At 67.7% G+C, this 23,844-nt stretch carries 22 protein-coding genes and 7 tRNA genes; 24 read left to right on the top strand and 5 right to left on the bottom strand.

Annotation, left to right across the window (positions count from 1 at the left end):
* The first annotated feature begins 33 nt into the window (after positions 1–33).
* The 5 genes from CXY76_RS16475 to CXY76_RS16455 all read left to right on the top strand — a co-directional run bounded on the left by CXY76_RS16475 (position 34) and on the right by CXY76_RS16455 (position 6,048).
* Positions 34–540: a type II toxin-antitoxin system PemK/MazF family toxin gene (locus CXY76_RS16475; protein ID WP_104166438.1), complete on the top strand. Its 507-nt coding sequence runs from the start codon at positions 34–36 to the stop codon at positions 538–540.
* A gap of 370 nt (positions 541–910) precedes the next feature.
* Positions 911–3,538: a LuxR C-terminal-related transcriptional regulator gene (locus CXY76_RS16470; protein WP_158253926.1), complete on the top strand. Its 2,628-nt coding sequence runs from the start codon at positions 911–913 to the stop codon at positions 3,536–3,538.
* Between the two features lie 115 nt (positions 3,539–3,653).
* Positions 3,654–4,076, top strand: a complete 423-nt coding sequence (locus tag CXY76_RS16465; RefSeq protein WP_104166434.1) for a DUF6325 family protein — start codon at positions 3,654–3,656, stop codon at positions 4,074–4,076.
* Positions 4,077–4,153: 77 nt separating this feature from the next.
* Complete coding sequence (locus tag CXY76_RS19295) at positions 4,154–4,480, top strand: SHOCT domain-containing protein (protein WP_146073475.1); 327 nt, start codon at positions 4,154–4,156, stop codon at positions 4,478–4,480.
* 122 nt (positions 4,481–4,602) lie between these two features.
* Positions 4,603–6,048, top strand: a complete 1,446-nt coding sequence (locus tag CXY76_RS16455) for a flotillin family protein (RefSeq protein WP_104166430.1) — start codon at positions 4,603–4,605, stop codon at positions 6,046–6,048.
* Between the two features lie 116 nt (positions 6,049–6,164).
* Here the strand turns inward: CXY76_RS16455 and CXY76_RS16450 are convergent, their stop codons facing one another.
* From CXY76_RS16450 to CXY76_RS16435, 4 genes are all read right to left on the bottom strand, one after another.
* Positions 6,165–6,809: a bifunctional 2-polyprenyl-6-hydroxyphenol methylase/3-demethylubiquinol 3-O-methyltransferase UbiG gene (locus CXY76_RS16450; protein WP_104166428.1), complete on the bottom strand. Its 645-nt coding sequence runs from the start codon at positions 6,807–6,809 to the stop codon at positions 6,165–6,167.
* Positions 6,806–8,002: an NAD(P)/FAD-dependent oxidoreductase gene (locus CXY76_RS16445; RefSeq protein ID WP_104166426.1), complete on the bottom strand. Its 1,197-nt coding sequence runs from the start codon at positions 8,000–8,002 to the stop codon at positions 6,806–6,808. Before CXY76_RS16445 ends, CXY76_RS16450 begins: the two co-directional genes overlap by 4 nt.
* 97 nt (positions 8,003–8,099) lie before the next feature.
* Positions 8,100–9,644, bottom strand: a complete 1,545-nt coding sequence (locus tag CXY76_RS16440; protein ID WP_104166424.1) for an HNH endonuclease signature motif containing protein — start codon at positions 9,642–9,644, stop codon at positions 8,100–8,102.
* A 100-nt stretch (positions 9,645–9,744) separates the two neighbouring features.
* A complete protein-coding gene (locus CXY76_RS16435; protein ID WP_104166422.1) occupies positions 9,745–10,035 on the bottom strand; it encodes an antibiotic biosynthesis monooxygenase in 291 nt (96 codons plus the stop codon).
* 54 nt (positions 10,036–10,089) lie between these two features.
* Here CXY76_RS16435 and CXY76_RS16430 point away from each other — a divergent pair, with 54 nt between their 5' ends.
* Complete coding sequence (locus tag CXY76_RS16430; protein ID WP_104166420.1) at positions 10,090–11,037, top strand: fructose-bisphosphatase class II family protein; 948 nt, start codon at positions 10,090–10,092, stop codon at positions 11,035–11,037.
* 96 nt (positions 11,038–11,133) lie between these two features.
* Here the strand turns inward: CXY76_RS16430 and CXY76_RS16425 are convergent.
* Positions 11,134–11,209: transfer RNA gene (locus tag CXY76_RS16425), tRNA-Val, on the bottom strand.
* Positions 11,210–11,368: 159 nt separating this feature from the next.
* Between CXY76_RS16425 and CXY76_RS16420 the strand changes: the two genes are divergently transcribed.
* The 18 genes from CXY76_RS16420 to secF all read left to right on the top strand — a co-directional run bounded on the left by CXY76_RS16420 (position 11,369) and on the right by secF (position 23,824).
* Positions 11,369–11,440 (top strand) — tRNA-Gly (locus tag CXY76_RS16420).
* A gap of 76 nt (positions 11,441–11,516) precedes the next feature.
* Positions 11,517–11,590, top strand: a tRNA-Cys gene (locus CXY76_RS16415).
* Positions 11,591–11,623: 33 nt separating this feature from the next.
* Positions 11,624–11,695: transfer RNA gene (locus tag CXY76_RS16410), tRNA-Val, on the top strand.
* A 219-nt stretch (positions 11,696–11,914) separates the two neighbouring features.
* A tRNA-Gly gene (locus tag CXY76_RS16405) sits at positions 11,915–11,986 on the top strand.
* 57 nt (positions 11,987–12,043) lie between these two features.
* Positions 12,044–12,117, top strand: a tRNA-Cys gene (locus CXY76_RS16400).
* A gap of 25 nt (positions 12,118–12,142) precedes the next feature.
* A tRNA-Val gene (locus CXY76_RS16395) sits at positions 12,143–12,217 on the top strand.
* A gap of 149 nt (positions 12,218–12,366) precedes the next feature.
* Complete coding sequence (gene thrS, locus CXY76_RS16390; protein WP_199190340.1) at positions 12,367–14,388, top strand: threonine--tRNA ligase; 2,022 nt, start codon at positions 12,367–12,369, stop codon at positions 14,386–14,388.
* A gap of 2 nt (positions 14,389–14,390) precedes the next feature.
* A complete protein-coding gene (locus tag CXY76_RS16385) occupies positions 14,391–15,026 on the top strand; it encodes an HIT domain-containing protein (protein ID WP_104166416.1) in 636 nt (211 codons plus the stop codon).
* 116 nt (positions 15,027–15,142) lie between these two features.
* Positions 15,143–16,063: a pyridoxal 5'-phosphate synthase lyase subunit PdxS gene (gene pdxS / locus CXY76_RS16380; protein ID WP_104166414.1), complete on the top strand. Its 921-nt coding sequence runs from the start codon at positions 15,143–15,145 to the stop codon at positions 16,061–16,063.
* Positions 16,064–16,073: 10 nt separating this feature from the next.
* Positions 16,074–16,667, top strand: coding sequence for a pyridoxal 5'-phosphate synthase glutaminase subunit PdxT (gene pdxT / locus CXY76_RS16375; RefSeq protein ID WP_104166412.1), 594 nt, complete (start codon positions 16,074–16,076; stop codon positions 16,665–16,667).
* A gap of 40 nt (positions 16,668–16,707) precedes the next feature.
* Positions 16,708–17,247 carry a DUF1697 domain-containing protein gene (locus CXY76_RS16370; RefSeq protein ID WP_104166410.1) on the top strand — a complete coding sequence of 180 codons (540 nt, stop codon included), beginning with the start codon at positions 16,708–16,710 and terminating at the stop codon, positions 17,245–17,247.
* Between the two features lie 106 nt (positions 17,248–17,353).
* Complete coding sequence (locus tag CXY76_RS16365) at positions 17,354–18,118, top strand: YebC/PmpR family DNA-binding transcriptional regulator (protein WP_104166408.1); 765 nt, start codon at positions 17,354–17,356, stop codon at positions 18,116–18,118.
* A gap of 7 nt (positions 18,119–18,125) precedes the next feature.
* Positions 18,126–18,779 carry a crossover junction endodeoxyribonuclease RuvC gene (ruvC, locus tag CXY76_RS16360; protein WP_104166406.1) on the top strand — a complete coding sequence of 218 codons (654 nt, stop codon included), beginning with the start codon at positions 18,126–18,128 and terminating at the stop codon, positions 18,777–18,779.
* Positions 18,776–19,423 (top strand): Holliday junction branch migration protein RuvA, encoded by a 648-nt coding sequence (gene ruvA, locus CXY76_RS16355; RefSeq protein ID WP_104166404.1) that lies wholly within the window; start codon positions 18,776–18,778, stop codon positions 19,421–19,423. Before ruvC ends, ruvA begins: the two co-directional genes overlap by 4 nt.
* On the top strand, positions 19,423–20,457 hold the full coding sequence (gene ruvB, locus CXY76_RS16350; RefSeq protein ID WP_104166402.1) for a Holliday junction branch migration DNA helicase RuvB: 1,035 nt from the start codon (positions 19,423–19,425) through the stop codon (positions 20,455–20,457). Before ruvA ends, ruvB begins: the two co-directional genes overlap by 1 nt.
* 123 nt (positions 20,458–20,580) lie before the next feature.
* Positions 20,581–20,982 carry a preprotein translocase subunit YajC gene (gene yajC, locus CXY76_RS16345; RefSeq protein WP_233199959.1) on the top strand — a complete coding sequence of 134 codons (402 nt, stop codon included), beginning with the start codon at positions 20,581–20,583 and terminating at the stop codon, positions 20,980–20,982.
* A gap of 65 nt (positions 20,983–21,047) precedes the next feature.
* Entirely contained in the window at positions 21,048–22,790 is a 1,743-nt protein-coding gene (gene secD / locus CXY76_RS16340) for a protein translocase subunit SecD (protein ID WP_104166398.1), read from the top strand.
* The gene (secF, locus tag CXY76_RS16335) at positions 22,790–23,824 is read left to right on the top strand and encodes a protein translocase subunit SecF (protein WP_104166396.1); all 1,035 of its coding nucleotides are present in this window, start codon (positions 22,790–22,792) and stop codon (positions 23,822–23,824) included. Before secD ends, secF begins: the two co-directional genes overlap by 1 nt.
* Positions 23,825–23,844: the final 20 nt, after the last annotated feature.

Genomic DNA, 23,844 nt, shown 5'->3' with positions numbered 1-23,844 from the left:
TAAGGAAACAGGGCGGTGGGGTAGTGTTCGGGTGTGTTCCGCACCCGGCGCCTCCTCACCGCCCTTCGTTCTGCCCTTTTCGGCACCAGGACCGCCGGAGCGCCGCGCCCAGGAACCGCACCCGGCCAGTCAGGCCCCGACGCCACGGTCGAGCTGGATCCCGCGACGGTGCGATCTGCGGGTTGGGGCTACGCGCCCGAAGTCGACGGCGCACTGGACCCCGGGGAGATCGTCTGGACCTGGGTTCCCTACGAGGAACGGGACGGCAGGGGCAAGGACCGGCCGGTGGTCATCGTTGCGACGCTGGCCAACGGCACCATGCTGGCTGTGCAGCTGTCGAGCACCGACCGCTCCGGGAACGAGGACTACCTGCCGCTCGGCGAGGGTCCGTGGGATCCTGCCCGGCGGCCGAGCTGGGCGGGGCTGGCCCGGGTGTTCCAGGTTCGTCAGGGCGGCGTGCGCCGTGAAGGAGCCGTCGTGGATGCCGCACGGTACCGGCTGATCGAACGGGCCTTGCGGGCCCGGTACGGCTGGCGCTGAGCGCGCTCGCTGTTACACCGGGAAGTGGGGGCCGCCCCTTGACCAGGCCCGGCCACCGCGGCATTATCACCTCACTGGCGGTGACCCGAACACCGCGAGAACTCCGTCAAGGTCCCGGTCAGCCGGGGCCTTGACGGGGTAACCCGGTCACACCCAGCTGCGGCGCCAGTATCCCTGTCGGTGCGGCTGACGTTGTGGCGGACGTTGCGCGATGGATGCAAATCGAGGACGTTTCCCGATGGCCCCCCCACTCACTCCGGTCCCGCCTCTCACTCCGGCAACGGCGCTCGCTCCTGGAGCGCCGCTCACACCGGCAGTTCCGGTGGGGTCGGTCGCTTCAACGCCGCCCCCGCCCCCGCCCCTGGACCTCGTGACACCGGAGGCTTTCCCGCTTCCCGCCGGCCTCGCTTCCGAACCGGCGTGGTATCTGCACCGTCCACGGCTGGATGCCCTGCTCGAGCGGCTGACCGGGCCGGACGCCCGGGTCCTCGTGCTCTGGGACTCGGCGGGCTCGGGAAAGACCACGCTGATGGCGGGGTGGGCGCGGCGGCTCCGGGCTGAGAACCAGACCGTGCGGTGGTTCGGCGGCGCCGACCTCCGCAACGCCAGGGACCCCGACGAGATCCGGCAGCGACTGGTGGCGGGCGGAGACGGGACTGACGCCGGCGGACCGGAACCCGGGTTCGTGTTCGTGTTCGTCGACGACCTGCACCTGGCCGAGCGACCGTCGGCTTCGGACCGAACGAACCTTTCCGGCATCCTCGAGGCGCTGGTCGACATTCCGCCGGGCGTCCGCATCGTCGTGTCCGGCCGCCACCGGCCCGTGGCGGGCACGGCGCCGCTGGAAGCAGCCGGTGTTCTCATCGAGTGCGCCGTCGATACCCTGGCGTTCACACTCGAGGAGACCTTTGAGCTCGCTGCCCAGCACCACATCGACCTGTCCGCCGACGATGGCGCTGTCCTGCGGCGCCGTACCGGCGGCTGGGCGACGGGCCTTGCGCTTGCTCTGACCTGGCGAGAATCGGAGGGAGCCGCGCTGGACCTGAGGCTCTTCGATGGCGACAACCCGGCGGTGGCGGACTATCTCGCGGCAGAGGTGGTCACCGGCCTGGACTCCGGCGATGGGGAGGTCCTGTTGTCGTCGGCCCTGAGCGAGGTGGTGCCTCTCGATTTGGCGGTGGCCGTGACGGAGCGCGCCGATGCGGGCGATGTGCTCGAGCGGTTGACCCGCCACAACACGCTGATCGGACGGGAGCCGGCGGCGGCGGGCGGGGCCGGCTACCGCTACCACCCGATCCTGCTCGCCTACCTGCAGGGAGAGGGACGCCGGTTGGACGCCGGCGCGGCGACGGCCAGGCATCTCCTGGCCTGTCGGTGGTACGCGGACCGGGCCTGCGGGCCGGCAGCGGTGGAGCAGTCGCTTCTGGTGCATGATCCTGAGCTCGTCGGCACCTTGCTCGACAGGTTCGGCCTCGGTCTGGTCCTGTCCGGTGCGACGGATCTGGTGGGTCGCGCCCTGGACGAGATCGAGGGTCGCGTGGAAACCACCGCGACCCTGTGCCTGCGGCTGCTACTCGAGCCCCCATACGTCCCGGCCCGGCGCCGGGTGCAGCAACTCCTGGTGGCCGCCGACGCGGCCGCCCAGGGCCTCCCCGGGCAGGCCCGCACCGACGCGAGTTCGACTCGATGGGCGTTCGTCGTCGAAATCCTGCACGCGTTCCACGCCACCGAGCGCTCCGACATCGAAAACCGCCTGGCAGCCCTGCAGGGTAGTGCGCCAGCGGCCGCGCGGCAGGTCCTGGCCGTCGACCTGTTGGCTGCGACGGCCCAGGGCCGCTGCCAGGACAGGCTCGGCGAGCCCGGCCCGGCGGAAGACATTCTCAGAGAGGTCGCGGACTCGGCCAGGGACGCCGGAATGGACTGGTTGTTCCTGCTGGCCAGTGACCTGGCGGCGACTGCGGCGGGACATGCCGGGAACTGGTTGCACGTGGCGATGTTGGAAGGCCAGATGGCCGCGACGGCGACCGGGCTGGGGGCCGCGGCGGGAGCCGGGCGATCTGTCGACCAGGCCACGGGCAGGGCACTGCTCTACGCGATGATTCGCCGGTACGAAGGCTGCCAACCGGTCGACCCGATAGTTCTCGAGGCTTTGGCGGCAAACGAGGAGAGGGGCTCCGACGCCGGCATCAGCGTACCCGCGGAAGTCCTGTTGCTCTTGAGCCAGCTGGACAACTCGGCTCGCTCACGCCAGGCCCTCGACAGTTTGATGCTCCTGATGCGTGAGGTGGGCTCAGAGCATCCACGCGCCCTGAGCCTGTGCTGCGTACCCCTGATCGAGCTGAGCGGCGCCCTGGACGGTCGGATGGAAACCCAGCTGGCTGTTCGCCTGATCGAACGGGCCCTGGGGGAGGACTCCCTCGAGTCTCTGCTGATCAGGTTCCTCCTCGTCCCACCCACCAGGGCCGGCCACCCCGCTGAGGAACGGCTCCGCGCAGCGGCTCTCGAGGAACGCACCGCCTGGCGCGGCGCAACCATCGTCAGCGCGTGGATCGCCCTGGCCCATGTGGCGGATGTGTCGGGCCGACACGTCGAGTCGGACGCTCGCCTGCTTCGAGCCCTGCGGCTCGCGAGCAGGATCGGCTGCGAACGGGCGTTCCTGGCTGTCGGCGGGCAGGGCACCGCGCTGATCCGCGGCCGCCTCGGCCGGCTCGGGGATCTCGACGATTTCGCCCGGCACGTTTTGCGCTCCGCTGACGAGCTGCACCTCCTCGAGCGCCCGCCCGCGCTGGACCACGGCCGGAGCAGTGCCGCGCTCACCCAACGAGAGCGGGAGATCCTGCGGGAGCTGCCGTTCCACCAGTCGGTGGCGGACATCGCGGGCAAGCGCAACGTCAGCCCCAACACGGTGAAGACGCACCTGCGCAACATCTACCAGAAGCTCGAGGCCACGAACCGTGCCGACGCGGTGGCGATCGCCCAGGATCGCGGCCTGCTCTAGCTGGCCAATCCAGATTCACCCTTTCCGGGTGACTCGACCCCGGGGGTGCGCGGCGACACTGAGCCCGAACCGGGTGGCAGTGAGCCTGCCCACACGTCAGATGAAGGGACAACCGATGGCGGATTTCACGTACGGACCTGTGGAGATACTCCTGATCTCCTTTGATGGCGACCGGCCCGGCGCCGCCCTGGGCGAGGCGCTGACGGACCTGATCGCCGAGAAGACCATCACCCTGCTCGACCTGATCTTCGTCTCCCGCAGTGCGGAGGGTGACCTGCGGATCGTCGAGGTGGAGGACCTGCCCGAGAAGGCGCAATTGCCGGACCTGGCACTGGGCGAACTCGGCCTCGCGGGCCTGGACGATGTCGAAGAACTCGCGGCGGAACTCCCGCCGGGCACCTCGGCGGCGGTCCTGGTCGTGGAACTGGCCTGGGCCCGGCACTTCGCCTCCGAATTGGCAGCATCGGGCGGAGCAGTGCTCCACCAGGAGCGGATTCCCGCCGCCGTCGTCAATGCGGTGCTCGACGCCGCGGGCTGACCGCGCCGGTACCCGGTCCGCCCACATCAACCCACAGCCATCGACCCAGTTCATCCACGAACAGTAAGGACCAGATCATGTCACCACTTCGAAGAGGACGTCCCGGGCTCCTGGGCATGGCCGCGCGAACAGCGGTCGTCGCCGGTACCGCAACGGCCGTGAGCGGCAATGTGCAGCGGCGGCAACAGGGCAGGGCCCAGGACGCCCAGGCCCAGGCCCAGGCCGATGCCGACGCCCAGGCCCAGGCCGAGTACGACGCCCAGCAGCAGCAGCAGGCGGCGGCGCCTCCGGCCTCCGGCGATTCCGCCTTGCTCGACCAGCTGAACCAGCTGTCCCAACTCCACAACGCGGGGGTGCTCAGCGACACGGAGTTCACGGCCGCGAAAGCAAAATTGCTGACCTGAGGAGACAATCAGCCCTTCTGACACCGCACGCCGGGGTGCGGGACCGCTAGCCTACGTGGAGGGAGCGGGGCCCTTCTGGCTGCGCGACGTCACGTTCGCCTGGTGCGGACCGGAAGGAACACATGTTTGAACTCCTCAGTCCGATTATCGGTATCGTCTTCCTCGTCGTTGTGGTGGGGGTGATCGTGCTCGTCTACGCCCGCTCGGTGTACAAGAACGCCGGGCCGGACGAAGCCCTCGTCATCACCGGCAAGAAGTCGAAGAAGACCATCGTCGACGGCGCCACCCTCGAGGAGTCCGGCCAGCGGGTCGTACACGGCCAGGGCGTGTTCATCACCCCGTTCTTCCAGAAGGCGTTCAAGATCAGCCTGCGCAGCCGGGCCATCGAGATCACGGCCGTCGCCCAGGACCGCAACGGCATCACGCTGACTGTTGAGGCGGTCGCGATCGTGAAGGTCGGCGACGACCCCACCGCCATCCGCGCCGCCGCCCAGCGCTTCACCGGCCAGGACAAGAACATCGACAACTTCGCGCAGGAAGTGCTCAGCGGTTCGTTGCGGTCGTCGATCGGCGCCACCGACGTGATGACCATCATCCAGAAGCGCGACGAGCTCGGCACGTCGGTGCTCGCCACCGCCCGGGAATCCCTCGCCAACCAGGGCGTCGATGTCGATTCGTTCGAGATCAAGGGCATCACCGACGCGAACGACTACATCCGCGACCTCGGCCGTGCCGAGCAGGCCAAGGTGCGCCGCCAGGCCGAGGTGGCCGAGCACCAGGCCAACCGGGAGGCGCAGGAGGCGTCGATCATCGCCGAGCAGGCCGTGGCCGAAGCCCAGAACACCCTGGCGCTGCGTAGGGCGGCCCTGCAGCTCGACACCGACAAGGCTGCCGCTGAGGCCGCCGCGGCCAAGCCGCTCGCCGAGGCGAAGGCTCAGCAGAACATCGTTCAGGAACAGGAGCTGACGGCCAAGCGTCGTGCCAGCCTGCGCAAGGCCGAGCTGGACTCCGAGGTCAACGCCGTGGCCGACGCCGACGCCTATCGTGTGCGGGTCTCCGCCGCTGCCGCAGCCGAAGCCCGCGTCGCGGCCGCCAATGCCGACCGCGACAGCCGCGTGGCGTCCGCTGAAGCCATCCGGGCGGAAGGCCAGGCCAACGCCGACGCCATCCTGGCCCGAGGTTCGGCCGAGGCCGAGGCCACCCGCCTCAGCGCCCAGGCCGTGGCAGAGCAGTCCGAGGCGCTCATCCAGTTGCGCCTTGTCGAGATGCTGCCGAAGATCGCGCACGAACTGGCTGCCCCGATGGGCAACATCGACCAGCTCACCGTGATTTCGACCGACGGTGCGAGCCAGCTCAGCAAGAACGTCGCCTCCGGCTTCACCGAGGTCGACGCCGTGCTCAACTCCACCATGGGCGTGGGCATCAAGGACCTGCTCGGCGGCCTGATCGGCGGAACCGCAGCCGGTACGGCATTGGCGAAGGCCCAGGCCGGCGACGGTTTTGTGCCCGCACAGGTCCCGGTCCCGGTAACTGCCGACACAGACGCCGTTCACAGCGACGCCGTCTAGCGCTACAGGGTCAGAACCTGGCCGACCCCGGCCGTCGCCCCGCCGCTGGTCGGCCGGGCGACGGCCTTTTTCGGCCGTCGGGACCTACCGGCCGCCTCTCATCGCCGGCACAGCGGCTACCGACGCCGGGCGCGCACCACCGCATCGGTGAGACTGACCACAGCACCGTCCGCATCCTTCGCCGCCCGCGGCCGGGATTCCGCGACCTCCACCTGCCACAGTGCCGGGTCGAGGCTCGCCGCCACCTCCGCGGCAGTGAAGAACATGTCGGCCGGGGGAGTGTGCCCCTGGTGCTGCCAGGCGGAGACGTCGTGCCCGACGATCAGCAGGGTGCCGCCTGCTGCCACCGCTGCCGCAAGGGCACGGAAGAGTGCCGTCCGCGGCCCGGACGGTAAGTGCATGAACTGGGCGCTGACCAGATCGAAGGTTCCGGCCGGGGGAGCCCAGACTGTGAAGTCGTGCTGCTCCCACCGGATCCGTTCGGCTATGGCAGCAGATTCGGTCGGGTCGGCGCCGGCTGTCCGGCTGCGGGCGGCGGCGTGTTCGAGCGCCACGGCCGAGAAGTCTGCGGCTGTGACATTCCAGCCCCTGGCCGCCAGCCAGATGGCGTCGGCGCCCTCACCGCAGCCGATGTCCAGGGCGGAGCCCGCCGGCAGAGCCAGGGTCTCGCCGACCAGGACCGGGTTGGGCGCACCGCTCCAGACGTCGTCGCCTGCACCGTAACGGTCATCCCAGTAGGCCTGGTCGAAGGAGTCGCTCATGAGGTCTGTCCGTGTGGGGTCTGAACTGTGTCGTCCGGAGTCTGCTGGGCCGGCGTGTGCTGGGGATCAAGCCCGTGCCGGCGATCGCCGAGCACCGAGCTGCTGTTGCGGGCCTCCTGGACGGCCGAGAACGGATGGCGGTAGGCGGCCACGGCGGTTTCCAATTCTTCCGCGATGAGGTCGGAGTTGATCATCGTGGCCACACCGAGCCCGGCGGCTGCAGACACGACAACCTGTGCCATAAGGTTGGTGGCGTTGCCGGCCGCCCAGACTCCGGGCACCACGACACCGCCGCTGAGTACCCGCCCGGTCTCGTCGCTGTCCAGGTGGGTGCCGACCCCCAGCGGATGCGGCGACGAGACCAGCCCCAGTCCGGCGAGGAAGGCGGTGCGGGCGGTGAATGTCGGGGCGACCACGAGGGCCTGCAGGGGAATCACGTGGCCGCCGGCCAGGCGAACCCCGGCCAGCGCGTCGTCCCGCACGTCGAGGCCCGCGACCGGGCCGATCACTACGCTGATCCCGCGGGCGGCGAGTTGCTCCCACTCGGCCTCGGTCGGTCCGTGCTGCTCCGAGATCCCCCCGTCGGCGTCGAGCATGTCGCCGTGCAGGAACAGAGTGATGTTGCGGCTCCACTGGCGAAAGAGCAGCGCCTGGTGAATCGACTTTGGTCCGGTGCCGAGGATGCCGATGGCCTGGTCCCTGACCTCCCAACCGTGGCAGTACGGGCAATGCAGCACGTCCCGGCCCCACCGGTCGCCGAGGCCGGGAACGTCGGGGAGTTCATCGACGAGCCCGGTCGCGACCAGGAGGCGGCGCCCGGACACTGTGCTGCCGTCATCGAGGGTCACCGTGAAGCCGTGCGCCGAGCGCCGGCTGTCGACGGCCCGGCCCGCCACGAAGTCCGCTCCGTAGGAGCGGGCTTCATCCTGGCCGAGGCGCACCAACTCGGCGGGGCGCAGGCCGTCACGAGTGAGGTAGCTGTGCACGCCGTCGGCGGGCGCATTGCGCGGCTGCCCGCTATCGACGACAACCACCGACCGTCGGGCCCGCCCGAGCACCACGGCGGCGCTGAGTCCCGCAGCACCGCCGCCGATGATGACGACGTCGTAGGGCTGTGGCTGGGTCTGGGTCTGGGTCTGTGGCTGCGAATGAGGAAGACGGGTGAGAGAGGAAGGCGTGCCGTGGCTGGTCATGTCACCATGCTGAAGCGCTTGCCGGATATTGACAAATAGAATTGCCGATTTAGCAAGGGCGTGCCGCTGCGCGTCGTTCCTGACGAGTGGGGGAGAGCTAGAAGGGCGGCGGATCGTCGGGCAGGTCGCTTGTCCGCGGCCGTGCCGGTGTCGCCGGTGGTTCGGGTGTGGGGGCCAGGGTGGGTGGTGGACCGAGGGTGGTTTCGGGGTAGGTGCGGTGGGTTTCCCCGGCCGGGGAGGTCCAGCGCAGGACCCCGCCGGGTTCTTGCGCCACGGCCCAGAGTGTTTGGTGTTTGAGTCGGTGGTGGGCGCGGCAGAGGTGGGCGAGGTTGTCGTAGTCGGTGGGTCCGCCGTGTTCTCGGGCGATGGTGTGGTCGATATCGCTGCGGGAGGCGGGCCGGGTGCAGCCCGGGAAGCGGCAGGTGCCGTCCCGCAGCGCAACCCAGCGGCGCAGGTCAGCGGGGGCTTTGTAGTGTTCTTTTCCGACCGAGAGCACGGCTCCGGTTTCGGGGTGGGTGAGTAGCCGGATGAAGCTGGGGCAGCCGGCGGCGATTTCCCGGGCGGTGTCGGCCGGGATGGGCCCGTACCCTTCCAGGAAACCGGGTGCTTCGCTTTTTCCCATCAGGGTGAAGACGGGGACGGTGACCATCACGCTGCCTCGGATGCCGCCGCCGGTGCCGGCGGGGGTGACGCCGTCCAGGACCAGGTCGGCCATCGCGTCGGCGCAGATCTGACCGATCGTGCGCCGGTCCGTCTCGGGAATCGACGCGTCCTGTCGCTCCTGGTTCTGGGCGGCCTCGGCGATGCTGGTCAGCCTGTCGCGTGCGGCCTGGGTCTGCACGGCGGTGCCGTACCAGGTCAGGGTGCCCATGCCATCGGCCCGGCCCTCCCACCACACCCCGCGCTCGGCCACAGCCGCGGTGGCCCGCTTCGTGATCGTCTCCGGGTGCGCGTGTTCCCGCATCCGCCGGGCCTTGACGGCGAGTTTGCCGACCGTGAGGTCTTTCGCCACGGGCAGCAGCTTGGCTTCGAACGCGGCCGCTTCCTCGAGCGGGATGAAGCTGAGCTGCTCCATCAACACCTGCCCGTGCCGGTAACTGATGTCGCCGGAACTCATCATCGTGAGGGTGGCTTTCATCGGGCCGGCGAACAGCGAGGATTCACCGATCAGGTTCTCCGCGGTGCGATCGGCCAGGCGCAGCGAGCAGGCGACCTCGGTGGTGATCGTGCGGCGGGCGATTTCCTGGTCTTCCCACGCCGCGATCGTCCGCGGGCTCGCGTCAGCGTCGGCGCGGACCGGGCCGAACACCGACGACTCCAGGGCGTAGCCGGGGTTGAGCAGTTTTGCGGTGGCCGGGTCGGAGCTCCACCGCTGCAGATCGGCCAGTGCACGAGCACGCTTAGCCTGTGCCTTGGCGATTTGACGGTGGGCTCTCTTCGCCTTCGCGACCTTCCGCGCCAGGGTGGCCTGGGCCTGCTCCTGCAGGGTGGGGCGGCGCCGGCGGGCTTGGGCGGCTGCGCCGGCATCGGGGGCCGCCTCAGAGTTGGGATTCGGGCCGGGATTGGGTCCGCCCGCGCTGCCGCGGGCGTCGTGACCCGGGTCCTCCGGGTCGGCCGGGAACTGCTCTGCAGGGCTGCTCATACCCCGATATTCTCACCGACCACAGACATTCCAGCCCCTGCAGAACCAGGTGTGGAAAGGTTCTCAAACGGGCCGCTTGTGGAGGAGCGGCCGACCCGGATCAGGGCACGGTGACGAAGTGCTGCACGTCGGGAAACGGTGAGTAAAACCCGTGCAGCAGCTGCTTCCAGTCGGCGTATTCACTGGAGCCCCTGAAGCCCACGGTGTGGTCCTCCAGCCGTTCCCAGTCAACGAGCAGCAGGAAGGACGACGGGTCCTCCAACGACCTGGACAGGCTGAGCCCACGGAATCCGGGCATCGACTCGATGAGCGGCCGGGCGCTCCCGAAGGCGGCCAGGAAGGCGTCTTCGAAGCCGGGACGCACGGGCAGGATGGCGTGTTCTCTGATCACCCGTCGACACTATCCCGGCTGGCGGGCCCGGCCCGGCGGGTACCATCGACTCCCATGAGCAGCAACACGACGGCCGACGCCGCCCTACCGAGCACAAACCCGAGCACAAACCCGAGCACGGGCGCAAGCACCAGCACCAGTACGGTTCTCGGCGGTGAGCACTATTCGGCCGAGCTCGTCGACGCGGTGCGTGCGGCGACGGTCGCGGCAGCACTGGCTGCCGGCGCATGGTTTGGGCGCGGTGACAAGAACGCGGCGGATGCGGCGGCAGTCGCCGCCATGCGGGCCGAACTGCTGCCGGCGCCGTTCGCCGGGTACGTGGTGATCGGCGAGGGCGAGAAGGACGAGGCCCCGATGCTGGCCAACGGCGAGGAGCTCGGCTCCGGCCGGGGACCGGCCTGCGACATCGCCGTTGACCCGCTCGACGGCACACGGCTCGTGCAGGAAGGCCTACCTGGATCCGTGTGTGTCATCGCACTCGCCCCACGCGGCACTCTGTTCGATCCCCGGGACGTCTTCTACATGGACAAGCTCATCTCCTCCGCGCCGGCCCGCGGTGTTCTCGACCTCCGGGCCACCCCGAGCGAGAACGTGAGCCGGCTGGCCGAAGCGCTCGGGAAGCCGGTGAACGAGATCACCGTGGCCGTGCTCGACAAGCCGCGGCACGCGAGTCTGGTGGCCGAGCTGCTCGCAGTCGGTGCACGGGTCGTGCTGGCGGGGGAGGGGGACGTGTCCGTCGCGATCGACGCGGCCACACCGGGCGGACGTATCGATCTGGCCATGGGTATCGGTGGAACCCCGGAGGGAGTACTCACCGCCTGTGCGATTCGGGCGTTGGATGGATTCATGGAGGGCAGGCTCGCTCCGCAAAGCGATGACCAACTGCGCCTCGCATTGGCCGCCGGGCACGACCTCGACAGGGTGTTGACGCTCGACGACCTCGTGGCCAGTGACAGGGTGCTGTTCGCCTCGACGCCGGTCGTTGCCCGGCAAGACGGTTAGGCCGGCGACGGAGCGCGACGCGGGCGGCCACACCGCCAGTGCGGTGCGCCCAGGAGGTTAAACACAACGGCCCCCGGAGTAAACCGGGGGCCTTTCTGGTGGGCGATGCGGGACTCGAACCCACGACCTCTTCCGTGTGAAGGAAGCGCGCTACCAACTGCGCCAATCGCCCGAACCACACTCGAAAACCTCTCGACTGCGACATCTGATACTAGACCAGACCGGGCCCTGAGCGCACATCGAGACGCCGCGACACGCGGCAATCGCTCGGTTTGAATTTGTCTCGCACTATCGGCTAGAGTCTTCAACGCACGCAGAAATGCGAGCAGTTGCGGATGTGGCGCAGTGGTAGCGCATCACCTTGCCAAGGTGAGGGTCGCGAGTTCGAATCTCGTCATCCGCTCAAAAGCGAATCGGTCGAAAGGCCGATTCTCTTTGGTAGTGAACCCAGCACGGTTGTTTTACACGGCATCAAGTACGGTGGATTGGCCGAGAGGCGAGGCAGCGGCCTGCAAAGCCGTATACACGGGTTCGAATCCCGTATCCACCTCCAGCCAGATCAGTGCACATGCACTGTGAAGGATCTGGGCGATTGGCGCAGCGGTAGCGCGCTTCCCTGACACGGAAGAGGTCACTGGTTCGATCCCAGTATCGCCCACAGGTAGCACCAGCCAGAGCTTCACCGGCAACAATCAAAACCCCCGATAAAATCGGGGGTTTTTTTGTTTTGTACGTGTTTTTTCCGCGTATTTCCCCGCGTGATTCCGCGGCCCGACGGTCGAATTCGACCGGGTCGGGCGCCCATCGGCCCGTCATGTGCACACGGGGTCCCCAGGATCGAGTAGAGTCTTCCAAGCACGCAGAAATGCGAGCAGTTGCGGATGTGGCGCAGTGGTAGCGCATCACCTTGCCAAGGTGAGGGTCGCGAGTTCGAATCTCGTCATCCGCTCGAAGTTAGTCGGCCGAAAGGCCGATTTTCTTTGGGTGTACAGGTATTACAGAACACGGTGGATTGGCCGAGAGGCGAGGCAACGGCCTGCAAAGCCGTCTACACGGGTTCGAATCCCGTATCCACCTCCAGCCCGCGAGCACCATCCGCGGTCCTGGGCGATTGGCGCAGCGGTAGCGCGCTTCCCTGACACGGAAGAGGTCACTGGTTCGATCCCAGTATCGCCCACCATTTTTTTGGCAGCCGAGACCATCCACCGGATGCGTGCGCGTCGCCAACGGCCTCCAGGTCCACGGACCAGCCCTGATCAGCCACCCCGTCATCGGGTGCACTGGCGCCCGCTAAAGTTGAAGCGTTCGCAACTCAAGGGAGTAATACACGTGGTTGACGGTTTTGAGCTTTTCACCGACCGATCCGTTGTCGCCATGCGCGTCAACGGCGAGCTCAGGGACCTCGCCACTCCGGTGACAGAGACGGATGACGTCACCCCGGTGACCATCGACTCGCCCGACGGCCTCAACATCCTGCGCCACTCGGCTGCGCACGTTCTCGCGCAGGCCGTGCAGACCGTGAACCCCGCGGCGCGCCTGGGCATCGGCCCGCCCGTCACCGACGGCTTCTACTACGACTTCGACGTGGCCGAACCCTTCACCCCCGAGGACATCAAGTCGCTCGAGAAGGCCATGGACCGCATCATCCGTCAGGGCCAGCGCTTCGTGCGCCGCGTCGTGACCGATGACGAAGCCCGCGCCGAACTCGCGGCGGAGCCGTACAAGCTGGAACTGATCGGCCTCAAGGGCGGGGTGGCGGAGACCGCCGACGATGAGTCCGTCGAGGTCGGCGGCGCCGAACTGACCATCTACGACAACGTCGACCCGAAGACGGGCGAGACGGTGTGGAAGGACCTCTGCCGCGGCCCGCACCTGCCCAACACCCGCATGATCGGGAACGGCTACTCGCTCACCCGCCTCGCCGCCGCCTACTGGCGCGGCTCGGAGAAGAACCCGCAGCTGCAGCGCATCTACGGCACGGCGTGGCCCACCAAGGACGAACTGCGCGCATACAAGGCTCGCCTCGAGGAGGCCGCCAAGCGCGACCACCGCAAGCTCGGCCAGGAACTGGACCTGTTCTCCTTCCCCGAGGAGATCGGCTCAGGCCTCGCGGTCTTCCATCCCAAGGGCGGCATCATCCGTTCGGAGATCGAGAACTACATGCGCGAGCGCCTGCTCGCCAACGGTTACGACCTCGTCAACACCCCGCACATCACCAAGGGTCACCTGTTCGAGACCAGCCAACACCTGAACTGGTACCGCGAGGGCATGTTCCCGCCCATGCACCTCGACGAAGAGGTTGATGCCGAGGGCCACGTCACGCGCCAGGGCCAGGACTACTACCTCAAGCCCATGAACTGCCCGATGCACAACCTCATCTTCAAGGCCCGCGGCCGCAGCTACCGCGAGCTCCCGCTGCGCCTGGCGGAGTTCGGCACCGTCTACCGCTACGAGAAGAGCGGCACCCTGCAGGGTCTCACTCGTGTGCGCGGCCTCACCCAGGACGACGCGCACATCTATGTCACACAGGACCAGGTTCGGGCCGAGGTCGCCAGCCAGCTCGAGTTCGTCTTCGAGACCCTCCGTGGGTATGGGCTCACCGATTTCTACCTCGAGCTGTCGACCCGCGACCCCAAGAAGTCCGTCGGCACGGACGAGCAGTGGGAAGCGGCGACCGACACCCTGCGCCAGGTGGGACAGGACTCGGGCCTCGAACTCGTGGCCGACCCCGGTGGAGCGGCCTTCTACGGCCCCAAGATCTCCGTGCAGGCTCGTGACGCCATCGGGCGCACCTGGCAGCTGTCCACTGTGCAGCTCGACTTCAACCAGCCGGAGCTGTTCGACCTGGAGTACACCGCTCCGGACGGCACCCGCCAACAGCCGGTGATGATCCACCGCGCGCTGCTCGGTTCGATCGAGCGCTTCTTCGCGATCCTGCTTGAGCACTACGCCGGCGCCTTCCCGGTCTGGCTCTCTCCGGTGCAGGTCATCGGCATCCCCGTCTCCGAGCAGTACGAGGACTACCTGTGGGAGGTCCTGAGCACGCTCAAGACCGCGGGTGTGCGAGTGGAACTCGACTCGTCCAGCGACCGGATGCAGAAGAAGATCCGCAACGCCACGCTGCAGAGGATCCCGTTCCAGCTCATCGTGGGCGAAGAAGACCAAGCCAACGGCGCGGTCAGCTTCCGCTTCCGTGACGGCACCCAGGAGAACGGCGTTCCTGTCGAGGACGCCATCCGCCGGATCATCGCGTCCATCACAACCCGTGCGCAGGTTCTCGGAGCCACCGACTTCGCCCCGGAAGGCGCACCTGTCGCCCTGGCCGTAGCGGCCGGCGCGGACCAGGCCTGACAATGACAGACGCCACTCCGGCAGGTCCCGAGAAAGACGCGCCGCGAGACACCCCCTGGGACCGTCTGTCCGGCAGCCCGCAGGACTTCGCTGAGGGAGTCCAGGTGGAGAATTCCGGCGACTTCGCCGCCGTCCCGGATGCCTTCCAGCGGCTGTGGACGCCGCACCGGATGGTCTACATCCAGGACGGCCAGCAGCCGCATCCCGACGACTGCCCGTTCTGCATCGCCCCGTCGATGGACGACGAGAAGGCTCTCATCGTGGCCCGCGGCAGGTACGCCTACGTGCTGCTGAACCTGTTCCCGTACAACAGCGGCCACCTGCTGGTGTGCCCATATCGGCATGTTGCGACGTATGACGAAGCCACCCCGGAGGAAGTCGCCGAGATCGGTAGCCTGACCCAGGTGGCCATGCGGGTGCTCAAGGCCACGTCGGGCTGCGACGGGTTCAACCTCGGAATGAACCAGGGCCGCATCGCGGGCGCCGGGATCGCCGAGCACCTGCACCAGCACATCGTTCCACGGTGGGCGCTCGACTCGAACTTCTTCCCGATCATCGCCGGCACCAAGGCGATCCCGAAGCTGCTCGGCGAGGTGCGCCGCGAGGTCGCGGAGGGTTGGCCGGTCTCCACCGTCTAACCCCCGTTTCTCACCTCGCTGTCACGGATTGCAACACCACCCGTCTCTTCAGTTCTCATCACCCGTGCCCCTCGCCCCGACCAGCGGCACCAGACGCAAGGAATAGAATCGTAGCTATGACTGACACCACTTCCACTGAGCAGGTCGACAGCGCCGCACAGTTCGGCTCGAGCCGCGTCAAGCGCGGACTCGCCGAGATGCTGAAGGGCGGCGTCATCATGGACGTCGTCAACGCCGAGCAGGCCCGTATCGCCGAAGACGCCGGCGCCGTCGCCGTCATGGCGCTCGAGCGCGTCCCGGCGGACATTCGCTCCCAGGGTGGTGTCGCCCGCATGAGCGACCCCGACCTGATCGACAGCATCAAGGCTGAGGTCTCCATCCCGGTCATGGCGAAGGCCCGCATCGGCCACTTCGTCGAGGCGCAGGTGCTGCAGGCCCTCGAGGTCGACTACATCGACGAGTCCGAGGTGCTCAGCCCCGCCGACTACGTCAACCACATCGACAAGTGGAACTTCACGATTCCCTTCGTCTGCGGTGCCACCAACCTGGGCGAGGCTCTGCGTCGCATCACCGAGGGCGCCGCGATGATCCGCTCCAAGGGCGAGGCCGGCACCGGCGACGTCTCTGAGGCCACCAAGCACATCCGCACCATCAAGGGCGAGATCGCCCGTTTGTCCTCCCTCACCAAGGACGAGCTGTACGTGGCCGCCAAGGAACTGCAGGCGCCGTACGAACTGGTCGCCGAGATCGCCGCGACCGGCAAGCTGCCCGTCGTGCTGTTCACCGCCGGCGGCGTGGCCACCCCGGCCGACGCGGCCATGATGATGCAGCTCGGCGCCGACGGCGTCTTCGTGGGCTCTGGCATCTTCAAGTCCGGCAACCCGCAGGAACGCGCCAACGCCATCGTCAAGGCCGTCGCGTTCTACGACGACGCCAAGATCATCGCGGATGTCTCGCGGGGCCTCGGCGAAGCGATGGTCGGCATCAACGTGTCCGACCTCGCCGCCCCGCACCGCCTCTCCGAGCGCGGCTGGTAACACCCGCTTCATGAGCGTTGGAGTACTCGCCCTTCAGGGCGACTTTCGCGAGCACGCCGACGTACTGCGCTCGCTCGGCAGTGAGGTCACCCTCGTGCGCCGCCCGGAGGAACTGGCCAGTGTCACCGGCCTGGTGATCCCGGGCGGCGAGTCCAGCGTGATGGACAAGCTGACCCGCATGTTCGGCCTGGCCGACCCCCTGCGAGCGGCCGTCGAACGTGGGATGCCGGTCTACGGCACCTGCGCGGGCCTGATCATGCTGGCCGACACCGTGCTGGACGGCATATCGGGCCAGCAGAGCATCGGCGGCCTGGACATCAGCGTGCGCCGCAACGCTTTCGGTTCGCAGACCGCGTCGTTCGAGACCGACCTCGACGTGCCGGCGCTCGGCAACGCTCCCGTGCACGCCGTCTTCATCCGCGCCCCGGTCGTCGAAAGCGTCGGCCCGCGCGCCACGGCGTTGGCCACGATCGCCGACGGTCGCTGTGTCGCCGTCGAGCAGGGCAACCTGCTCGGCACGTCGTTCCACCCCGAGATCACGGGGGAGTACCGCTTCCACGAATATTTCCTGCAGAAGGTGCAGACGGCCGGTTTCGGCGCCTAGCCCGGCTCCGCCACAATAGGCGCATGACCCGGTACAGCGCATGACCAGATACGTCGCCCTGCTGCGCGGCATCAACGTCGGCGGCATCAACATCAAGATGTCGGCCCTGGCCGACACCGTCCGCGCGCTCGGCCACACCGGCGTGCACACGGTTCTGGCCAGTGGCAACGTCGTCTTCGACAGCGACGAAGCGGATGCGGAAGTGCTCAAGTCCGGTCTCGAACAGGCCCTCTCGGCATCCTTCGGCTACGACGCCTGGGTGGTGCTGCTCACCAGCGCCGAACTCGCGGGAGCTGTAGCCGCCTATCCGTTCGACGACCGGGACGGCTGGCACTCCTACATCCTGTTCGGCTCGAACCCGGCTCTGCTCGATGAGCTGCTCCAGGCCGCTCCGAACCTCGATCCCGCAGACGAGAGGGTTCAGCCTGGTGAGCGCCTGCTCTACTGGCAGGTGCGCAGGGAGGTGGGCATCAAGAGTCAGTTCAGCACCCTCAGCGCCAAGACACGTTTCAAATCGAGCACCACGAACCGCAACCTGCGCACGCTGCACAAGATCCTCGCCGTAGGGCGCCCGAGCTAGACTGGGAGCGCACCGAGCGGTCACCCGATCGCGGTGCCAGCAGACGACGCGCCAAGCGCGTCGCACGAGCAATCGACAATACGATTTAGCGACAATCGGGAGATTCATGTCCGGGCATTCCAAGTGGGCGACCACCAAGCACCAGAAGGCCGTCACCGACTCGCGTCGGGCGAAGGCGTTCGCCAAGCTGATCAAGAACATCGAGGTCGCTGCCCGCATGGGCGGCGCCGACCTCTCGGGTAACCCGACCCTCGTCGACGCCATCCAGAAGGCGAAGAAGACCTCGGTCCCCAACGACAACATCGACCGTGCCGTCAAGCGCGGCGCCGGCCTTTCCGGTGAGGCCGTCGACTACACCACGATCATGTACGAGGGCTACGCCGCCAACGGTGTCGCCATCATGATCGAGTGCCTCACCGACAACAAGAACCGTGCCGCGGCCGAGGTGCGCACCACGGTCAGCCGCAACGGCGGCAACATGGCCGACCCGGGCAGCGTCGCCTACAACTTCCACCGCAAGGGCATCGTCGTGGTACCCAAGGGCAACGACGTCACCGAAGACGACGTTCTCGCTGCGGTGCTCGACGCCGGAGCCGAGGAAGTCGTCGACGACGGAGACAAGTTCGAGGTCTTCAGCGAGGCCCACGACCTGGTCGCCACCCGCACCGCCCTGCAGACCGCCGGAATCGACTACGACTCCGCCGACATCGCGTTCGTCCCGCAGCTCAAGATCGAGGTCGACGCCGAGACCGCCCGGAAGGTGTTCCGGCTCATCGACGCCCTCGAAGAACTCGACGACGTGCAGAACATCTACAGCAACTACGACGTCTCGACCGAAGTTCAGGCCGAGCTCGAAGCAGACAGCGAATAGCAAACCGATGACGGTCAGGGTGCTGGGCATCGACCCGGGCCTGACCCGCTGCGGCGTCGGGATCGTCGACGTCGCAGCGAACCGTTCGGCGACCCTGGTCGACGTTCAGGTGCTGCGCAGTTCACCCGACCTGCCCCTCGAGCGCCGGCTGTTGCTGATCAGCGAGGGCCTCGAAGAGCTCCTCGACCGGCACCAGCCGCACTTTGTGGCCATCGAACGGGTCTTCGCGCAACAGAACGTGAGCACCGTGATGGGAACCGCGCAGATCAGCGGGGTTGCCCTCATGCTCGCCGCCAAGCGCGGCCTGACGGTGACGCTGCACACCCCGAGCGAGGTCAAGGCCGCGATCACGGGTTATGGGGCCGCGGACAAGAAGCAGGTCGGCACCATGGTCGCCCGGGTGCTGGGACTGGCCGAGATCCCGAAACCGGCGGACGCCGCCGACGCCCTCGCGCTGGCCATCTGCCACGCCTGGCGCACCGGCGCCGCAGGCGGGGTGCTCCCCACCAGCGGTGCGGTCGCAGCGGGCAACCGGTCCACCCCCGCACTCAGTCCCGGTGCGCTCACCCCGGCGCAGAAGGCCTGGCGCGACGCCGAGCGCGGCAACGCGCCGGGGTCGGCGGCTGCAGTGTCGGCGGCGCACCGTAGGCTGGCTAAGTGATCTCTTCAGTGCGTGGCCCAGTCCTTTCAGCCCTGGGCTCAACCGTCGTGATCGAGGTCGGCGGAGTCGGACTCGCCCTGCAGGTCACGCCGTCGACGGCCCTGGCGGCAAGGGTCGGCACCGAAACCCGCCTCGCCACCACCCTGATCGTTCGCGAAGACTCGCTGACCCTCTACGGCTTTCCCACCGCCGAAGAGCTCGCCGTGTTCGAGCTCCTCGTCGGCGTCACAGGCGTCGGTCCCAAGTCCGCGCTCGGCGTGCTCGCCGTCCTCAGTCCCAACCAGATCGCCCTCGCCGTCAACGCCGAGGACGATGCGGTGTTCCGCAAGGTCAGCGGGATCGGACCGAAGACCGCCAAACTCATTGTGCTGTCCCTGGTCGGCAAGGTCGCGCTCACCAGCGCCGCCGCCCCCGGACGCGCCGGCGTCGCCACGGCCACCGTGAGTGCCAGCGTGCAGGCCGCCCTGATCGGCCTCGGCTGGTCTGAGCGGGTCGCCGCCCAGGCCGTTGAGGAGATCCTGGCCGGCAGCACCGCCGAGTTCGACGCCGAAGAAGCCGGGGTGGGAGCCGTGCTGCGCCTGGCTCTGGCCCGGCTCGGCCCGGCGCAGCATGCCGGCGCCGCCAACGCGGCGGAGCGTCGCTGATGGCCCAGGATCCCGGCGTCGACCTGACCAACCCGGCGCTCGAGGGCGACGCGGAGCTGGCCTTCGAGGGCGCACTGCGTCCTCAGAGCCTCACCGAGTTCGTCGGCCAGCAGAAGGTGCGCGGCCAACTGCAGCTGCTGCTGACCGCGGCGGCCATGCAACAACGCACCCCAGACCACATCCTGCTGGCCGGCCCGCCCGGCCTGGGCAAGACGACCCTGGCCATGATCATCGCCTACGAGGGCAACCGGCCGCTGCGCATGTCCAGCGGACCCGCCATCCAGCACGCCGGCGACCTGGCCGCCGTACTCTCCTCCCTCGTACCCGGCGAGGTGCTCTTCATCGACGAGATCCACCGGATGGCCCGCTCTGCCGAAGAGATGCTCTACCTGGCGATGGAAGACTTCCGCATCGACATCATGGTCGGCAAGGGCGCCGGTGCCACGTCGGTGCCGCTCGACCTGGCCCCGTTCACCCTGGTCGGGGCCACGACACGCTCGGGAATGCTGCCGAACCCGCTGCGGGACAGGTTCGGCTTCACGGCCCACCTTGAGTTCTACGCCGACGCGGAGCTCGAACTGGTGCTGGTGCGCGCCGCACGCCTACTCGGGCTGGTCATCGACCGGGAGGCCATCGCCGAGATCGCCGGCCGGTGCCGGGGGACCCCGCGAATCGCCAACCGGCTGTTGCGCCGCGTGCGCGACTACGCGCTCGTTCACGGCGGAGACGCGGACCTGACGGCCGTTCACGCGGCGCTGGAACTGTACGACGTCGACCCGATCGGGCTGGACAGGCTCGACCGCGAGGTCATGAACATCGTCCTCACCCGTTTTGGGGGTGGGCCGGTTGGGCTGAACACACTGGCCGTCTCGGTGGGGGAGGAGCCCGAAACCATCGAATCGGTCGTCGAGCCCTTCCTGGTGCGGATAGGCTTCCTCACGCGTACCCCGCGTGGGCGGGTTGCCACTGCCGCAGCGTGGCGGCACTTCGGCTTGAGTAATCCTCAGGCTGCGCTCACCTTGGATGTTCTATAATTCAAGCTGGTCAGGCACACACCTTCGACCGGCTCACCCCAGCCACGCTCACAAAAAACTTCGTCGCGACACCACGCTCGCACGGGAAGGTTTCACAGTTCTATGGATCCGTTGACTCTTGTCATGCTCGCCGTCTTGGCGCTGCTCGTGTTCTTCATGTTTCGCAACGGCCGCAAGCGCCAGAAGGACACCCTGGCCCTGCAGTCGAAGATGGTGGCCGGCGCAGACGTGATGACCAACTTCGGCCTTTACGGCACCATCGTGGCGATCGATGAGGAAGAGAACAAGGTCGCCCTCGAGATCGCACCCGGCACCATCGTGCAGATCCACCGCCAGACGATCGCTCGCGTCGTCGAGCCCACCGTTGCCGGCGACGACATCGTCCTCGACAAGACCGCTGACACCGACGCCGGCACACCGACCGTCATCGGCGAACCCGAGTACGGCCAGCGCACCGAATTCGAGCCGACGACCGATGAGGTCGCGCCCGACACCGACACCGAACCCAAAAAGGGCGACGCGTAACACACCCACTCCGGTTACGCGGTTTCGGTCGCGTGACACGAGCAACAGAAAGCTGAGTTCAATAGGTGGCTAAGTCGTCTCCGACCAAGAAGGCCTGGCGCTCCCTGACCTGGCTTGGCGTGATCATCGTCGGTCTCATCGCACTGAACGGAGCCGGCGTCCTCAGCGGCGGCGGGTCGTGGACGCCGAAGCTGGCTCTCGACCTCGAGGGCGGCACCCAGATCATCCTGGCGCCCAAGCTCGAGTCCGGTCAGACGGTCTCGAACGAACAGCTCAACCAGGCCGTGTCGATCATCCGTCAGCGCATCGACTCCGCCGGTGTTTCCGAGTCGGAGATCAACACCCAGGGTGGACAGAACATCGTCGTCTCCATCCCCGGAACGCCGGATGACGCCACCCTGAACCGCATCGAATCCTCGGCCAAGCTCGAGTTCCGACCGGTCCTGGTCGCCTCAGCCCCCACCGAAGCCAGCGTGGGCGCCGACGGTGCCACCGACGCAGCCACCGATGCGGCCACCGCACCGGAGACGGATGCCGCGGCAGACCCTGCCGCTGAGACCCCGGCCGTCGCGCCCACCGACGCGAGTGACCTGAACAACATCACCCCCGACCTGCAGGCGCAGTTCGATTCGTTCCAGTGCAGCGACATCGACACCAGCAATGTGGCGCCGGCCGATCAGCCGCTGATCACCTGCGAGAGCGATGGCTCGATCAAGTACATCCTCGGCCCGGTCGAGGTGAGCGGCGAGAACATCTCCGACGCCACCAACGGGCAGGTCACCACGCAGAGCGGTGCAACCACCGGCGAATGGGCCGTCAACATCGTCTTCGACCGCACCGGCACAAAGTCGTTCGCCGATGTGACCACCCGCCTGAGCGGCCTCGAGGGCGCGCAGAACCAGTTCGCCATCGTGCTGGACGGCAGCGTCATCTCCGCTCCGCGCACCCTCGCCGTGATCACGGACGGCAAGCCCCAGATCACCGGATCGTTCGACCAGGAAACCTCCAAGGCCCTCGCCGACCAGCTCAAGTTCGGTGCCCTGCCGATCAGCTTCACCGTGCAGAGCCAGGACACCATCTCGGCAACCCTCGGTTCGACCCAGCTGCAGAGCGGGCTGATCGCCGGCCTGATCGGCCTGATCCTCGTCGTGCTCTACTCCCTCGTCCAGTACCGCCTCCTCGGGCTGGTCACTGTCGCGTCGCTCATCGTGGCGGGCGTGATCACCTACCTGCTGATCACCCTGCTGTCCTGGCGGGAGGGCTACCGGCTGTCGCTGGCCGGTGTGGCCGGCCTCATCGTGGCCATCGGTATCACCGCTGACTCGTTCATCGTCTACTTCGAGCGGGTGCGCGACGAGCTGCGCGACGGCAGGGGACTGGTGTCGTCGGTCGAATCCGGCTGGCGCCGCGCGATCCGCACCATCATCGCCTCCGACACCGTCAACTTCCTCGCCGCCGCGGTGTTGTTCATCCTGGCCGTCGGCAACGTGCGCGGTTTCGCCCTGACCCTGGGACTGACCACCCTGGTGGACCTCCTGGTCGTGGCGATGTTCACCCACCCGATGCTGCAGCTGCTCGCCCGCACCAAGTTCTTCGGCGAGGGACACAAGCTCAGCGGGCTCGACCCGCGGGCCCTCGGTGCCGTCTACCGCGGCCGCGCCCGGTTCCAGCCCTCCGCTGAAGTGGCGTCACGCAAGCCCGCGTCCTCCAGCAAGGAGGCCGCAAAGCGCCAGACCATCGCCGAACGCAAGGCGGCTGAACTCGTCGGTTCCGGCTCCAGTAAGTCGACCGACGGGAAGGATTCCTAATGGCCAGCTTCAACCAGTTCGGCAATGATCTGCACACCGGCAAGCTGTCCTACAACATCGTCGGACGTCGCAAGCTCTGGTACACGGTCGCCGCGGTCATGATCCTGATCGCGATCCTCGGCCCGGTGCTGCGCGGCGGTTTCACGTTCGGCATCGAGTTCACCGGTGGCTCCGAGTTCGTGTTGTCCGAGATCTCCACCGAAGACCAGGATGCGGCGGCCACAGCGGTCACCGGGGTGGTGCCCGAAGCCGTCCCGAAGGTGTCCGTCGTCGGCAGTGACAGCATCCGCGTGCAGACTGACCAGCTCAGCGACACTGAGAGCCGGGAAGTCCGCGCCGCTCTCGCTTCCGCCTACAGCGTCGACGCCGCCCAGGTGACGTCCTCGTTCATCGGCCCGTCCTGGGGCCAGGACATCACTGGATCCGCCATCCGCGCCCTGCTCACCTTCCTGGTCCTCGCCGGCGCGGTGATGGCGCTGTACTTCCGCACCTGGAAGATGGCAGCGGCCGCCATGGTCGCGCTGCTGCACGACCTCGTCATCACCGCCGGTTTCTACGGCATCACCGGCTTCGAGATCACCCCGGCTGCCGTGATCGGCTTCCTCACGATCCTGGGGTACTCGCTCTACGACACCGTGGTGGTCTTCGACAAGATCCGCGAGAACACCAGTGAAGACGGACCCGAATCTCGGCGCACGTTCGCCGACTCGGTCAACCTCGCAGTCAACCAGACCCTGGTGCGCTCGATCAACACGTCGATCGTCGCCGTCCTCCCGGTCGCCTCGATCCTCGTGATCGGTGCGTTCGTGCTGGGTGCGGGAACCCTGCAGGACATCTCCCTGGCCCTGCTGATCGGAATGATCGTGGGTACGTACTCCACGATCTTCATCGCCGCTCCGCTTTACGCTCAGCTGCGTGAGAACGAGCCGGAGATCCGCAAGCGCGACAAGAAGGCCCTGGCCCTGCGGGCCAAGGCCACCGGTACCTCGTCGGTCGCCGGCACGGATGCGACCCGCGCGGACGTTCCCGCGTGAGCCGGATTGCCCGCCGGGAA

It is taken from the genome of Cryobacterium sp. N22 (assembly GCF_002929555.1).
Classification (GTDB): domain Bacteria; phylum Actinomycetota; class Actinomycetes; order Actinomycetales; family Microbacteriaceae; genus Cryobacterium.
This window is presented reverse-complemented; position numbering and strand designations above follow the sequence as displayed.